The organism is Buttiauxella izardii (assembly GCF_003601925.1).
In the GTDB taxonomy this organism is placed as follows: domain Bacteria; phylum Pseudomonadota; class Gammaproteobacteria; order Enterobacterales; family Enterobacteriaceae; genus Buttiauxella; species Buttiauxella izardii.
Map to the genome: position 1 here is coordinate 73,154 of NZ_QZWH01000044.1, position 13,772 is coordinate 86,925.

The following is a 13,772-nucleotide window of genomic DNA, read 5'->3' on the forward strand; positions in this document are numbered from 1 at the left end:
CCTAATCAAGACGGCGCTTGGTTTTCAGTGCCGTCAGGCCGATAAACATCACCGCCGAGGCAATCAAAAACAGCGTGTTGATGATCAAAACGGTCGAAATATTCCCCGCCAGGAACAGGCTTTGCAGCGTGCTGACAAAATAGCGGGCGGGGATCACGTAAGTCACGGCGCGGATAATCGCCGGCATACTGTCAATCTGGAAGATAAAGCCGGACAACATAATCGACGGCAAGAACGCAGCGTTAAGTGCCACTTGCGCAGCGTTAAACTGGTTGCGGGTAATCGTTGAAATCAACAGCCCCATGCCGAGCGTGCTGAGTAAAAACAGGCTGGTCACCAGGAACAGAATGAGCAACGAACCGCGATAAGGCACGTCGAGAATAAACACCGACACCAGCATACACAGCAGCATCGCCAGCATTCCTAACACGTAATAGGGCAGCAGTTTGCACAGTAGCAACTCGGTGCGCGTCACCTGTGTGGAAAGCAGCGCTTCCATGGTGCCGCGCTCCCATTCGCGCGCGACGACAAGCGAAGTTAGAATGGCACCGATCACCGTCATAATAATGGTCACCGCGCCGGGAATAATAAAATGCTGGCTGATAGCCGCCGGGTTAAACCAGTAACGAAGCTGTACGTCTATCAGCGGTTCAAACTTTTCGCCCCGATCTTCCGCTCGCTGTTGCTGCCAAATTTGCCAGATGCCTTCCATATAACCCTGCACAAAGTTGGCGGTGTTGGGTTCGCTGCCGTCGGTAATCACCTGGACGGGCGCGGTGGCTCCGGGTCGCGCCATGTTTTGCGCAAAATCAGTTGGAATGACCACCAGCCCGCGAATTTTCCCCGCCTGCATTAACTGAATCAGATGCTGGCGGTTATCGCTGATTGTCGGGTCAATGTAGGGCGAAGCGGTGATGGTGTGGGCGAAATCCAGCGCTTCTTCGCTTTGCTGCTCCAACAAAACCCCGACGCGCAGGCGGCTGGAATCGAGGTTAATGCCGTAACCAAAAATAAACAGCAGCAACAGCGGGATCACCACGGCAATCAGCCAACTGCTGGGGTCGCGTACAATCTGGCGCGTTTCTTTCACGCACAACGCGCGCACCCGCCGCCAGGACACCGCCTGGTTATGATCGCTCATGCTCGTGCTCCTTATCCCATTGATGAATCAGCGTAATAAACGCCTGTTCCATAGTCGGGTCAGTTTGCTCGTCGTCTGCGGCTTGTGCTTTCAGGTCGTCCGGCGTGCCGCTGGCAATCAACTTGCCGCGATAAACCAGCCCGATACGGTCGCAATATTCCGCTTCATCCATAAAGTGCGTCGTCACCATCACGGTGACGCCTTTTTCCACCATGCTATTGATATGCAGCCAAAATTCCCGACGCGTAATCGGGTCAACGCCTGAGGTCGGTTCATCGAGAAACAGAATGTCGGGTTCGTGCATTAACGAACACGCCAGCGCCAGGCGCTGCTTAAAACCGAGCGGCAGCGCATCGGTGGAACTGTTCATGATCGGTTGCAGGCTGAAGGCTTCGCTCATGCGCTGGATTTTTTCTTCCTGCGTTTTGCCGCGCAGGCCGTACACGCCGGAGAAAAACCGCAGGTTTTGCGCCACGGTTAAGTTGCCGTAGAGCGAAAATTTTTGCGCCATGTAACCGAGATGCTGGCGCGCCTTGCCGGAACTGGTTTTTAAGTCCATATCCAGCACTAACGCTTTGCCTGAAGTCGGCACCAGCAAGCCGCACATCATTTTGAAGGTGGTGGATTTCCCGGCTCCATTTGGCCCCAGCAGGCCGAAAATCTCGCCGCGCTGGACGGTGAAATCCACGTTATCCGTTGCTGCGAAATCGCCGAATTTTTTGGTCAGCGCTTCGGCTTTGATCACCGTTTCACCTTGAGTCCCTTCCACGGTATGCAGAATTTTCCCGAGGGGAGATTCCTGAGTTGCCGCACCGCCGAGCAGGTCGATAAACGCATCTTCAAAGCGCGGTTCAGTTTGCGAAATGCTGTCTGCGGGCAGATTGAGCGCCTGAGCGAGTTCTTCAACCGTTGCTTCTTTTGCAAGAATTAAACGCACCGAACGCCCCTGGATCACGCCGTCGCTGATCTGCTGTAATTTCAACGCACGCTGCAACAGCTTGCGATTATTTTCCTCGCTGTGGCTTACCAGCAGCGAACGCCCGGCCATTTGCTGTGTCAGCTCTTTTGGCGCGCCGTGATACAACAGCTCGCCTTCATTCATCAGCAACACATCGCGGCACTGCTCGGCTTCGTCGAGATACGACGTGCTCCACAGAATCAACATGCCGTCGCCCGCCAGCTCATGCACCATTTGCCACAGCTCGCGGCGTGAAATGGGGTCGACGCCGACGCCGGGTTCATCGAGCAGCAACACTTTAGGTTGGCCGACCAGCGTACAGGCGAGGCCGAGTTTTTGTTTCATGCCACCGGAAAGCTTCCCGGCAAGGCGCGTGGTAAATGGGCCAAGCGCGGTAAATTCCAGCAGGCGCTTAAACGTGGCCTTTCGTTCCTCGCCCGTCACGCCCCGCAAATCGGCGTACAAGGTCAGGTTTTCCATTACCGTTAAATCTTCATACAGGCCGAATTTTTGCGGCATGTATCCCAAAACGGCGTGTAAGGCGCGGTCATCTTCTACCGGATCAAGCCCGATAACGCTGGAGGTGCCTTCGGTCGGTTTTAATAAACCCGCCAGCATGCGCATCAGCGTGGTTTTCCCTGCGCCGTCTGGACCTACCAGCCCGGTCACTGAGCCGGTATGAATCTCACATTCAAGGCTGGCGACCGCAGGCTTTTCCTGCCCCGGAAACTGTTTCATTAACCCGTGCAGGGCAATGATGCCGTCCTGGCTATTCATGCGCGTTCTCGTCATTGAATTTCACGGTGACCGGCATTCCCTGGCGCAGCGCGTCGTCGGCATCCGTCACGATAATGCGCAGGCGATACACCAAATCGGTGCGCAAATCCGGCGTTTCGACGGTTTTCGGCGTGAATTCAGCGGTAGGGGAGACAAAACCAATTTTGCCGTGATACGGCTTATCCGGGCGACCGTCGGTGTATACCAGCAGCTCGGTACCCGGTTTTGCCTGGTTCAGGCTCACTTCGTTGACGTAAGCCCGCACCCATACCGGGCGAGTCAGAGACAGCGTTAATACGGTGCTTCCGGCATTCAACATGCTGCCGGGTTCTACGGCGCGGGTCAGTATCGTGCCGTCAGATGGCGCAATCAGCGTGGTGTCTTGTAAATCCAATTGCGCCTGGGCAAGTTGCGCTTTCGCCTGTTGCAGGCTGGCTTGCGCCTGAGCAATTTCCTGCGGGCGATTGCCTTTTTTGTACTGGCTTAGCTTATCGCGAGCGGCTTTCAGCGTGGCTTTGGCCTGGTCGCTCGATGAACGGGCGTTTTCCAGCTCATTGGCGGAAACCACGCGTCGCGCCCATAAACCTTGCTGGCGCTGATAAAAATTCTGCGCGTAATCAGCCGCGGCCTGCGCCTGATTCACCTGCGCTGCGGCCTGGGCGATTTCTTCATCGCGATACCCGGCGATGATCAAATCAAACTTGGCCTGTGCGGCAGCGACATTGGCCTGCGCCTGTAACAGGGCATTTTGGTACGGCCCCTGGTCCAGCTCGCCAAGCGTAGTACCGGCTTTAATCGCATCGCCTTCATCCACCTGCAACGCCGCCAGACGTCCGCCGACGCGGAAACTCATATTAACGGTGCGGATATCCACGTTGCCGTACAGCGTGAGCGTTTGATCCTGCTGGCTTTTGTACCAGAACCACCCGCCAAGTCCCGCGGCAATCAGCGCGACAACCACCACGGCGATAACAATCGGCTTTTTACTTTTCATTGCTGGCAATTCCTCGTTGGCTCGATAACCCCTGCAAAATAAAATCAATATGGCTGCGTACCACGTCGCTGATTTGCTTTACGTTTTCGCTATCAAACGTCGTCCATCCGGCACGCAGCAAGATGGTTTCGCGCCCAAGACGAAACGCTAGCACCTGCCCGAGCAGCGCATGAGTGTGCAAAATGGTGGCGGTGTCATCAGGGCGGCGCCCGGTGTAGCGCCCGACAAGCGTGGTGAGATGCGTGTGCATCGGCGCAATCACCTGTTCGTGAATCAGTTGATAAGCCGGAGTGGGTGAGAGCTGCTCGCGGGAGATAAACTTGCTCAGATTCAGCGTTTCATCGGCGGTCAGCAGGACAATCATGTGCTCGCAGGCAGTGTGAATCAGTTCGCGAATCTGCGGTTTATCCGGCGACTGCTGGCTAAGAATCGCCTCGGCACGTTCGACATGCGGCTTGAAATTGTGGGTGATGAAATCCGCAATCCACTGCGCGGACGCCATATACAGCTCTTCTTTTGAGCCAAAATAGTAAGTGATGGCGGCAATGTTTTGCCCGGCCAACGCAGCAATATCGCGGGTAGTGGCGTGTAAACCGTATTCGCCAAACTGCGCGATAGCGGCGGTAATCAGTGTGTTTTTGGCCTGCTCGCCACGTGAAGTGACCGGCGTCGGTGCTGGGTTCATACCGACCTCTTAAAAAGTTAATCAATCGATTGATTAAGAGTAGGCGTCCGATTCCAGCGTGTCCAGTTACAAACATTTATCTTGTGAATGTATACAAAAATAGAATTTGTGCGCAAAGTCACAAAAGCTGCTACACTGCGCGGCTTACGGCACCGTGGTTTGTGCCCCTCTCTCGCGCCAGAATGACTGGCGTCATATGAACCCCTGGAAACTACACCGCACCTCGCGGTCAGGGCGATTCTGGAGTTCCAAATGTCTTTTGATTCTCTCGGCCTGAACGCCGATATTCTGCGTGCAGTGGAAGAGCAGGGCTATCGTGAGCCTACCCCTATTCAACGCCAGGCGATTCCGGTTGTTTTATCCGGCCGTGACCTGATGGCCAGTGCCCAAACCGGCACCGGCAAAACCGCAGGCTTTACCTTGCCGCTGTTGCAGCGCCTGGTCAATAAACAGCCGCATGCTGGCGGTCGTCGCCCGGTTCGCGCGCTGATCCTGACGCCAACCCGTGAGCTTGCTGCTCAGATTGGCGAAAACGTGCGTGATTACAGCAAATATTTAGATATCCGTTCGCTGGTGGTTTTCGGCGGCGTGAGCATTAACCCGCAGATGATGAAACTGCGTAGCGGTGTCGATGTGCTGGTGGCAACACCGGGCCGTCTGTTGGATCTGGAACACCAGAACGCCGTGAAACTCGACCAGGTTGAAATCCTGGTGCTGGACGAAGCCGACCGTATGCTGGACATGGGCTTCATTCACGATATTCGTCGCGTACTGGCAAAACTGCCTGCGCGTCGCCAGAACCTGCTGTTCTCCGCAACGTTCTCTGACGACATTAAAGGCCTGGCTGAAAAGCTGCTGCATAACCCGGAAGAAGTTTCCGTGGCGCGTCGCAACACCGCTTCTGAACAAGTCACTCAGTACGTTCATTTCGTTGATAAGAAACGTAAAAGAGAACTGCTGTCGCAGATGATTGGCGAAGGTAACTGGCAGCAAGTGCTGGTGTTTACCCGTACCAAACACGGTGCAAACCACCTGGCAGAACAGCTGGGCAAAGACGGGATCACCGCAGCGGCAATTCACGGCAACAAGAGCCAGGGCGCGCGTACTCGTGCATTGGCTGACTTCAAAAACGGTGGCATTCGTGTGCTGGTGGCGACTGATATCGCCGCGCGTGGTCTTGATATCGAAGAACTGCCGCATGTTGTGAACTACGAACTGCCGAACGTTCCTGAAGATTACGTACACCGTATTGGCCGTACAGGCCGTGCGGCGGCAACCGGTCAGGCACTGTCTTTGGTTTGTGTTGATGAACACAAACTGCTGCGTGATATCGAACGTGTGCTTAAGCGTGAAGTGCCGCGTATGGCGATTCCGGGTTATGAAGTTGACCCATCAATTCCTGCTGAGCCGATTGTTAACGGTCGTCAACAGCAGCGTGGCGGCGGTCGTGGTAACGGCGGCGGTCAAGGCCAGGGTCAACGTCGTGGTGGCAATGGTGGTGCATCTTCTGAGCGCAGCAACGCACCGCGCCGCCCATCTCGCCCACAGGGTGATGGTGCTGCAAAACCGGCTGGTGCGAACGCTCGTCGTCGTCCGGCACGTAAGCCTGCTTCAGCATAATCAATTTTCATCCCCTTCTCCCACCGGGAGAGGGCTGGGGTGAGGGTAGTTTTAGACCCAATAAAGAGGTGCTAACATAGCGCCTCTTTTTTTTTACCGGAAAAACGTTCATGCGCGTGCTACTGGCACCAATGGAAGGCGTTCTCGACTCGCTGGTTCGGGAACTGCTGACAGAGGTTAATGACTACGACTTATGTATCACCGAGTTTCTGCGCGTGGTCGATCAGCTTTTGCCGGCAAAATCCTTCTATAAGCTTTGCCCCGAGCTGCATCACGCCAGTCGTACCTCTTCCGGGACATTAGTGCGCATTCAATTACTGGGCCAACACCCGCAATGGCTGGCTGAAAACGCGGCGCGTGCGGTGGAGCTAGGTTCCTGGGGCGTTGATCTCAACTGCGGTTGCCCATCCAAACTGGTGAACGGCAGCGGTGGCGGTGCCACTTTGCTCAAAGATCCCGACTTGATTTACCGTGGCGCAAAAGCAATGCGTGAAGCGGTGCCTGCGCATTTGCCCGTCACGGTTAAAATCCGCCTCGGTTGGGACAGCGATTCACGCCAGTTTGAAATTGCCGATGCGGTGCAACAGGCCGGTGCCACCGAGCTTGTGGTTCATGGACGCACTAAAGAAGACGGCTACAAAGCCGAGCGCATTAACTGGGCGGCGATTGGTGAAATCCGCAAACGTTTGTCGATTCCGGTGATTGCCAACGGTGAAATCTGGGACTGGCAAAGTGCGCAAGACTGCATGGCGGCAACGGGTTGCGATTCTGTCATGATCGGGCGTGGCGCACTGAATGTGCCGAATTTAAGCCGGGTGATTAAATACAACGAACCGCGCATGCCATGGCTGGACGTGGTGAAACTGCTGCAAAAATACAGCCAGCTCGAAAAGCAGGGCGACACCGGTATGTACCACGTTGCGCGTATCAAACAGTGGCTAGGATATTTGCGTAAAGAATATAGTGAAGCGACGGATGTCTTTGCTGAAATACGTACTCAGAAAACGTCAAAAGATATTGCGCTGGCGATTCAACGCTTATAGCGATCTCCATCACGCTTTTTTCACCGTCTGGTTGTGGAGAAAAGCGAAGCTGGTAGATTTGTCGAATTGGATTGTTACTGCGTCTGCAGGCAAAACCTGATTTTCTGGCTCCGGTCGGATGTCAGGTTTTTTTTGTTTCTGAGGTATGGGTAAAGTACGGATGAAGATCGCCAAAATACTCAATAACAACGTAGTAGTGATCCTGGATGAACACGGACGCGAGCAGGTGGTCATGGGCCGCGGTCTGGCGTTTCAGAAGCATATCGGTGAGCCGCTTGAGAAGGAGAAAATCGAAAAGGTTTTCGCCCTGAAAAGTGACGAACTGGTTGCGCGGTTAGGGGAATTGCTCAGCCAAATCCCGCTGGAAGTGATGACCACATGCGATCGCATCATTGAGATTTCACGCCAGCGTTTGGGGAAACTGCAAGACAGCCTCTACATCACGCTGACCGACCATTGCCATTTTGCTATCGAGCGGCAAAAGAAGGGCGTGGCAATCCGTAACGTGTTGATGTGGGAAATTAAACGTCTGTACCCGAAAGAGTTTTTGCTCGGCCAGGAAGCGCTGACCCTCATCGAAAAGCGCCTGAATGTTCAGTTGGCTGAAGATGAGGCGGGATTTATCGCTTTGCATCTGGTGACGGCGCAATTAAACAGCGAAATGCCGGAAGTGATGCACGTGACCCGCGTGATGCAAGAAATCTTGCAGATCGTTAAATATCAGCTACGTTTTGAGTATGACGAAGATAGCCTGAGTTATCAGCGCTTTGTGACGCACCTGAAGTTTTTTGCCCAACGAATGCTGAGCCGCAACGTGGTGGCAGATGACGACGCAACGTTACACGCGGCTGTGAAAGATAATTATCCTCAGGCCTGGCGCTGTGCTGAAAAACTCAGTCGTCATCTGATGACGGAATATCAGCGAGAGTTAACCACCGAAGAAATTATGTTCCTCGCCATTCACATTGAGCGGGTGCGTAAAGAGAGTCTCAAAGTTTCATAACGGCGTGCCGAAAGGCCGACGATAACAAAAACGGATTGTTACTGCTGCGGCAGGCAAAACCTGAGAACGGGTTTCCCTTTGTGGGAAATCTGTCTCAGGTTTTTTTTTACTTTACTCAGTCACAATTGCCGAAAGGTGAAAGGAAAGAATGATGGGATATCAAGATGTTGCACGAGATATTCTGACCCATGTCGGTGGTCGAGAAAATATCGTAAGCCTGGTTCACTGCGCGACACGACTGCGCTTCAGGCTAAAAGACCAGAAGCAGGCTGACGCCGAGGCACTCAAAAAGAACCCTGGCGTGATTATGGTGGTGGAAAGCGGCGGGCAGTTTCAGGTCGTGATTGGCAACCATGTTCACGATGTTTACAACGCGGTGCGCGCGCAGGCTGGCATCACGGATGACAGCGTTCAGCCAACTCAAGAATCCAGCGAAAAAGTGAATTTGCTCAGCCGCTTAATTGATATTGTCTCCGCAGTTTTCACGCCGTTCATTGGCGTCATGGCGGCCTCCGGTATTCTTAAAGGCTTGTTGGCACTGGCTGTCGTTTTTGGTTGGCTGGCGACGGATAGCGGCACTTACAAATTGTGGTTTGCGGCAAGCGACTCGCTATTTTACTTCTTCCCACTGGTGCTCGGTTACACCGCCGGGAAGAAGTTTGGCGGCAACCCGTTTGTGACGATGGCGATTGGTGGCGCGCTGACGCACCCGGTGGTGATGCAGGCGTTTGATGCCGCCAGCCAGCCAGGGGCGGTCACCGAACATTTTCTTGGTTTGCCGATAACCTTCATTAATTACAGTTCATCGGTTATCCCGATTATCTTCGCCGCCTGGGTCAGTTGCTGGGTGGAAAAGCAGGGCAATAAATTGCTGCCTTCAGCGGTGCGTAACTTCTTTACGCCGCTATTTTGCCTGGCAATTACCGTGCCGCTAACTTTCTTGTTGATTGGCCCGGCTGCCACCTGGCTTAGCCAGATGCTGGCTCACGGTTACCAGGCTATTTACGCGTTTGCGCCGTGGCTTGCGGGAGCGGTGATGGGAGCCATCTGGCAAGTGTGCGTCATTTTTGGCCTGCATTGGGGCATGGTGCCGCTGATGATCAATAACCTTTCCGTTTTTGGACACGACACACTGTTACCGCTGTTGCTTCCGGCGATTATGGGGCAGGTCGGGGCGTGTCTGGGCGTATTCCTGACCACCCGTGATGCGCGTCTGAAAGTGCTGGCGGGTTCGGCGGTCAGCGCCGGGATCTTCGGTATTACCGAGCCTGCGGTTTACGGCGTGACGTTGCCAAACCGCCGCCCGTTTATTTTCGGCTGCGTGGCCGGGGCAATGGGCGGTGCGATTGTGGGTTTAAGCCACAGCAGTGTCTATTCATTCGGCTTCGCCAATATTTTTACGTTCGCACAAATGATCCCCCCGGGCGGTGTAGATGCGACGGTATGGGGCGCTGTAATCGGAACCGTTCTCGCGCTGGTCGTCTCTTGCGTCCTGACTTGCGTTGCCGGTTCACCTCGCGCTGAAAATGCGGTGCCAGCGGCTGTGGCAGTGCATGAAAACGACATCCTTGCGCCAATGAGCGGTACGGTTCTCGCCATGAACCAGGTTCCAGATTCCACTTTTGCCAGCGGTTTATTGGGCGAGGGCGCGGCGATCATCCCACTAACAGGCAAAGTTATCGCGCCGTTTTCCGGGGAAGTCGCCTCGTTATTCCAGACGCGCCATGCCATTGGTTTACTCAGCGATAGCGGCATCGAAGTATTGATTCATATCGGTATTGATACCGTAAAACTGAATGGTCAGCACTTCACGACCCATGTGACAGTGGGAGACAAAATTAAGCCCGGCGATTTGCTGATTGAGTTCGACAGACAAGCGATTCTGGATGCGGGATACGACCTCGCCACGCCGGTGATTATCAGTAACAGCGACGAATATAAAAGTGTTACGCGTCATTCAAACGAACATGCAATTGATTCTGGTATGCCGTTCCTGACGGTAAGCCGTTAAATAAAGGAGAAGGTTATGAAAGCATTTCCTAAGACGTTTCTGTGGGGCGGCGCGGTAGCCGCAAATCAGGTAGAAGGCGCATGGCAGGAAGACGGGAAGGGAATTTCTACATCCGACGTGCAGCCAAATGGCGTGTTAAGCCCAACGGTTGATCGCCAGCCGGGTGATTTTGGTATTAAAGATGTCGCCATTGATTTCTACCACCGTTACCCGGAAGACATCGCGCTGTTTGCGGAAATGGGTTTTAGCTGCCTGCGGGTTTCCATTGCCTGGACGCGAATCTTCCCGAACGGTGACGAAACTCAGCCGAATGAAGCGGGGTTGGCTTATTACGACCGTTTATTCGACGAACTGGCGAAACACAACATCACGCCAATGGTCACGCTCTCGCATTATGAAATGCCATGGGGATTAGTGAAAAACTACGGCGGCTGGGGCAACCGCGAAACCATCACTTTCTTTGAGCGTTACGCGCGCACCGTATTCACCCGTTTTAAAAACAAAGTGAAACTGTGGCTGACGTTTAACGAAATCAATATGGCATTACACGCGCCGATGACCGGCGTTGGGCTGCCAGAAAACAGCAGCAAAGCCGAAATTTACCAGGCAATTCATCGTCAACTGGTCGCCAGTGCGCTGGCAGTGAAAGCCTGCCATGAAATTATTCCTGATGCGAAAATGGGCAATATGCTGCTGGGCGGCCTGATGTATCCGCTGAGCTGTAAACCAGAAGACGTGCTGGAAACGATGCAGGAAAACCGTAGCTGGCTGTTCTTTGGCGACGTGCAATGCCGTGGCGAATATCCGGGCTACATGCTGCGCTATTTCCGCGATAACAACATCAACGTGGAAATCTCGGACAGCGATCGCCAGGCATTGAAAAACACCATCGACTTTATCTCCTTCAGTTATTACATGTCCGGTTGCGTCACCGCCGATGAAGAGCTGAATGCTAAAGCGCGCGGCAATATTTTGAATATGGTGCCAAACCCGCATCTAGCAAGCTCCGAATGGGGCTGGCAAATCGATCCGGTTGGTTTGCGCATTCTGCTCAATAAATTGTGGGATCGTTATCAGAAGCCATTGTTTATTGTTGAAAATGGCTTGGGAGCGAAGGACAAACTCGAAGCCGACGGCACGGTGCATGATGATTACCGCATCAGCTATCTCAATGACCACTTAGTACAAGTTGGCGAAGCGATTGAAGATGGCGTGGATGTGTTGGGCTACACCTGCTGGGGGCCAATCGACCTGGTGAGTGCGTCAAAAGCGGAACTGTCTAAACGCTACGGGTTTATCTACGTTGATCGCGATGACCAGGGTAACGGCACGCTGGCGCGTTCGCGTAAGAAAAGTTTCAACTGGTATAAAGAAGTAATTGCGACGAATGGGGCGAGTTTGAAGGCGTGATTTTTTGCCCTCACCCTAACCCTCTCCCACGGGAGAGGGGATCGTCTGGTTTCCTCATTATCCTTCTCCCTCTCCCTCAGGGAGAGGGCCGGGGTGAGGGTGATTTAACGCAACATCCGCTTAATAAACCCACGCACCCACATCAGCGCCGCATCACTGTTATGGCGCTGATGCCATAACAACGCGACTTCAAGAGGCGCAATATCCAGCGGCACCGGACTGCTGCACAGTCCCCAGGTTTTCTGCCAATTCTCACACAACCCCTGTGGCACAGTTGCCAACATCGGCATCATGCTTAATAGTCCCGGCAGCGCGGAAAAGTGCGGGGTGGTGTAGTTAATCTCACGTTTCAAATTTTGCCGGGCTAACACGGTGTCGATATGGCTGCTGGTGGCTTCGCGGTAGCTCACCAAAACATGCTGTTGCGCAGCATAAACCTCCGCAGAAAGCGGGGCGGCGAGTTGCAACTGCGTCGGATGCCAGAGCGTTACGAACTCCATCGGCGTCAGAAGTTCGCGTTCCATCCACCGTGCGGACTGGTTTGCCACGCTGATGGCCATATCCAAATCCCCACCTTCCAGGCGCTGAGCATCCGTAAAAGGATCACTGGCGACGATATTCAGGCGCACGCCTGGCGCCTGCGCGCGCAGCGCTGGCAGCAGTTGTGGCATCAGCCACATTTCCACCCAATCGGTCATGCCGATGGTGATTGTCGCTTTTGCTGATGCGGGGTGAAACTCGGCCTGCTGGAACAGTGCGCTTTGCAATTGTTCCAATAATGGCATCAATTCTGTATGCAGCTCCGTCGCACGCGCCGTGGGCTGCATACGATGGCCGCTGCGAATAAAAAGCGGGTCATCAAACATTTCACGCAAACGTGCCAGCGAACCGCTTACCGCTGGCTGGCCGAGATGCAGCTTATCCGCCGCCAGAGACACACTCTGTTCGCGAAATAAAACCGCAAACGCAATCAACAAGTTGAGGTCTATTTTGCGAAAATCACTTTCTTTGATAGTCATTATTTCTCCAATCAATTGAAGTGATAATAAATCTTCGCGGATAGTGTCTGCAAGGTGAACGGGTTATCCGAGGGAAATTAAAGTGTGTGAACGGTGCGGGAAGGGAAATAACAAAGGGGTGCCACCATTGTGGCACCCGCTGTTTTCAGAAAATCATCTTAAACACACCGGTTACGACCAATAAGCCAATAATAAAGATAATCAAAACTGCCCAAAGAATAATTTTCATCACGACTCCCTATCTTATGGCTAATGTTTTAACAGTATAGGCAAGGAAGTGTGGAACGGGGGGAGTTGCCTCCCCATTTACGGAAATTGAGATAAATTGAAGTGAGTTAGATTAGTGGCTTACGCGCCGCCAGCAGGAAAATCATCGGGCGTTCTTTTTCTTCATCCAGTGCCGGGTTCTGCGCGATTTGCTCAGCGCTCGGGCCCCATTCATCAAGCTTCTCGATAACAAAACCGCTGGCGATAAGCGCGTTTATCCAGCTCGAAAGTTTGCGATGCTGTTTCTTCACGCCATCGGCAAACCAGTTGCTGATCCGCACGCCTTCTTGCTGATAATGATTCACCGGCCAGGATTTTTGCCCGCTCTGATCGGTTACCCAGCCTTGTTGCAACGCTGCGGTATAAATCGGATGTTCTGCCGAAAACACCAGCATACCGCCGGGAATCAGCGCCTGATAAAGCGTGGCGAAAAGCGCTGGAATATTTTCCAGATAATGCAGTGCCAGCGAGCTGTAAAACAGGTCGACACTTTGGTCGTTCAACTGCAATTTCTCAAGATCTTCACGGCGATAAACGATGCCTTCGCCCGTCGTCATTTGCTCGGCCTTTTCCAGCATTTTCAATGAGACATCCAGACCCAGGACATTTTCCGCGCCATTGTCGCGGGCGTAACGGCAAAACCAACTGTAACCGCAGCCTAAATCCACCACGGTTTTGCCCTGTAGCGACGGCAATAAGGTTTGCATGGTTGCCCATTCTGGGGCGCCATCTAACCCTTTTATTGAGCGGTCGAGCGTCGCGTAGCCTTCAAAAAAGGCCGGGTTATCATAGATATTCTGTGTCATTGCAACTCCTGTTCGCAAAGCCGTAAGTGGCAGAAGAA

Annotated in this window: 12 protein-coding genes; 5 read left to right on the forward strand and 7 right to left on the reverse strand. The window is 53.5% G+C overall.

Annotation, left to right across the window (positions count from 1 at the left end; translation table 11 throughout):
* Position 1: 1 nt before the first annotated feature.
* The 4 genes from D6029_RS17560 to cecR are packed head-to-tail and all read right to left on the reverse strand — an operon-like array spanning position 2 to position 4,555.
* Positions 2-1,141, reverse strand: a complete 1,140-nt coding sequence (locus tag D6029_RS17560; protein WP_120066028.1) for an ABC transporter permease — start codon at positions 1,139-1,141, stop codon at positions 2-4.
* Positions 1,128-2,876 carry an ATP-binding cassette domain-containing protein gene (locus D6029_RS17565; protein WP_120066029.1) on the reverse strand — a complete coding sequence of 583 codons (1,749 nt, stop codon included), beginning with the start codon at positions 2,874-2,876 and terminating at the stop codon, positions 1,128-1,130. The genes D6029_RS17560 and D6029_RS17565 overlap by 14 nt, the downstream gene beginning before the upstream one ends.
* Positions 2,869-3,870 (reverse strand): secretion protein HlyD, encoded by a 1,002-nt coding sequence (gene hlyD, locus D6029_RS17570; protein ID WP_120066030.1) that lies wholly within the window; start codon positions 3,868-3,870, stop codon positions 2,869-2,871. Before hlyD ends, D6029_RS17565 begins: the two co-directional genes overlap by 8 nt.
* The gene (gene cecR / locus D6029_RS17575) at positions 3,860-4,555 is read right to left on the reverse strand and encodes a transcriptional regulator CecR (RefSeq protein ID WP_120066031.1); all 696 of its coding nucleotides are present in this window, start codon (positions 4,553-4,555) and stop codon (positions 3,860-3,862) included. Before cecR ends, hlyD begins: the two co-directional genes overlap by 11 nt.
* Before the next feature lie 252 nt (positions 4,556-4,807).
* Here cecR and rhlE point away from each other — a divergent pair, with 252 nt between their 5' ends.
* The 5 genes from rhlE (at position 4,808) to D6029_RS17600 (ending at position 11,642) form a co-directional block, all read left to right on the forward strand.
* Positions 4,808-6,175, forward strand: coding sequence for an ATP-dependent RNA helicase RhlE (gene rhlE, locus D6029_RS17580; protein WP_120066032.1), 1,368 nt, complete (start codon positions 4,808-4,810; stop codon positions 6,173-6,175).
* Between the two features lie 110 nt (positions 6,176-6,285).
* On the forward strand, positions 6,286-7,218 hold the full coding sequence (dusC, locus tag D6029_RS17585; RefSeq protein ID WP_120066033.1) for a tRNA dihydrouridine(16) synthase DusC: 933 nt from the start codon (positions 6,286-6,288) through the stop codon (positions 7,216-7,218).
* A 160-nt stretch (positions 7,219-7,378) separates the two neighbouring features.
* Positions 7,379-8,221: a BglG family transcription antiterminator LicT gene (gene licT, locus D6029_RS17590; RefSeq protein ID WP_120066034.1), complete on the forward strand. Its 843-nt coding sequence runs from the start codon at positions 7,379-7,381 to the stop codon at positions 8,219-8,221.
* A 151-nt stretch (positions 8,222-8,372) separates the two neighbouring features.
* A complete protein-coding gene (gene bglF, locus D6029_RS17595; protein WP_120066035.1) occupies positions 8,373-10,232 on the forward strand; it encodes a PTS beta-glucoside transporter subunit IIABC in 1,860 nt (619 codons plus the stop codon).
* A gap of 15 nt (positions 10,233-10,247) precedes the next feature.
* Positions 10,248-11,642 (forward strand): glycoside hydrolase family 1 protein, encoded by a 1,395-nt coding sequence (locus D6029_RS17600; RefSeq protein WP_120066036.1) that lies wholly within the window; start codon positions 10,248-10,250, stop codon positions 11,640-11,642.
* A gap of 104 nt (positions 11,643-11,746) precedes the next feature.
* Here the strand turns inward: D6029_RS17600 and D6029_RS17605 are convergent, their stop codons facing one another.
* The 3 genes from D6029_RS17605 to D6029_RS17615 all read right to left on the reverse strand — a co-directional run bounded on the left by D6029_RS17605 (position 11,747) and on the right by D6029_RS17615 (position 13,734).
* On the reverse strand, positions 11,747-12,661 hold the full coding sequence (locus D6029_RS17605; protein ID WP_120066037.1) for a LysR family transcriptional regulator: 915 nt from the start codon (positions 12,659-12,661) through the stop codon (positions 11,747-11,749).
* 145 nt (positions 12,662-12,806) lie between these two features.
* Entirely contained in the window at positions 12,807-12,890 is an 84-nt protein-coding gene (gene yohP, locus D6029_RS22880) for a small membrane protein YohP (RefSeq protein WP_072009412.1), read from the reverse strand.
* Between the two features lie 106 nt (positions 12,891-12,996).
* Positions 12,997-13,734, reverse strand: coding sequence for a class I SAM-dependent methyltransferase (locus D6029_RS17615; protein ID WP_120066038.1), 738 nt, complete (start codon positions 13,732-13,734; stop codon positions 12,997-12,999).
* Positions 13,735-13,772 lie beyond the last annotated feature (38 nt).

Excerpts from the sequence above, each read along its gene's own strand:
- D6029_RS17560 (WP_120066028.1), bottom strand. The coding sequence starts at position 1,141 with ATGAGCGATCATAACCAGGCGGTGTCCTGGCGGCGGGTGCGCGCGTTG.
- licT (WP_120066034.1), top strand. The coding sequence starts at position 7,379 with ATGAAGATCGCCAAAATACTCAATAACAACGTAGTAGTGATCCTGGAT.
- yohP (WP_072009412.1), bottom strand. The coding sequence starts at position 12,890 with ATGAAAATTATTCTTTGGGCAGTTTTGATTATCTTTATTATTGGCTTA.
- hlyD (WP_120066030.1), bottom strand. The coding sequence starts at position 3,870 with ATGAAAAGTAAAAAGCCGATTGTTATCGCCGTGGTGGTTGTCGCGCTG.
- rhlE (WP_120066032.1), top strand. The coding sequence starts at position 4,808 with ATGTCTTTTGATTCTCTCGGCCTGAACGCCGATATTCTGCGTGCAGTG.
- cecR (WP_120066031.1), bottom strand. The coding sequence starts at position 4,555 with ATGAACCCAGCACCGACGCCGGTCACTTCACGTGGCGAGCAGGCCAAA.
- D6029_RS17615 (WP_120066038.1), bottom strand. The coding sequence starts at position 13,734 with ATGACACAGAATATCTATGATAACCCGGCCTTTTTTGAAGGCTACGCG.
- dusC (WP_120066033.1), top strand. The coding sequence starts at position 6,286 with ATGCGCGTGCTACTGGCACCAATGGAAGGCGTTCTCGACTCGCTGGTT.
- D6029_RS17605 (WP_120066037.1), bottom strand. The coding sequence starts at position 12,661 with ATGACTATCAAAGAAAGTGATTTTCGCAAAATAGACCTCAACTTGTTG.
- D6029_RS17600 (WP_120066036.1), top strand. The coding sequence starts at position 10,248 with ATGAAAGCATTTCCTAAGACGTTTCTGTGGGGCGGCGCGGTAGCCGCA.
- D6029_RS17565 (WP_120066029.1), bottom strand. The coding sequence starts at position 2,876 with ATGAATAGCCAGGACGGCATCATTGCCCTGCACGGGTTAATGAAACAG.
- bglF (WP_120066035.1), top strand. The coding sequence starts at position 8,373 with ATGGGATATCAAGATGTTGCACGAGATATTCTGACCCATGTCGGTGGT.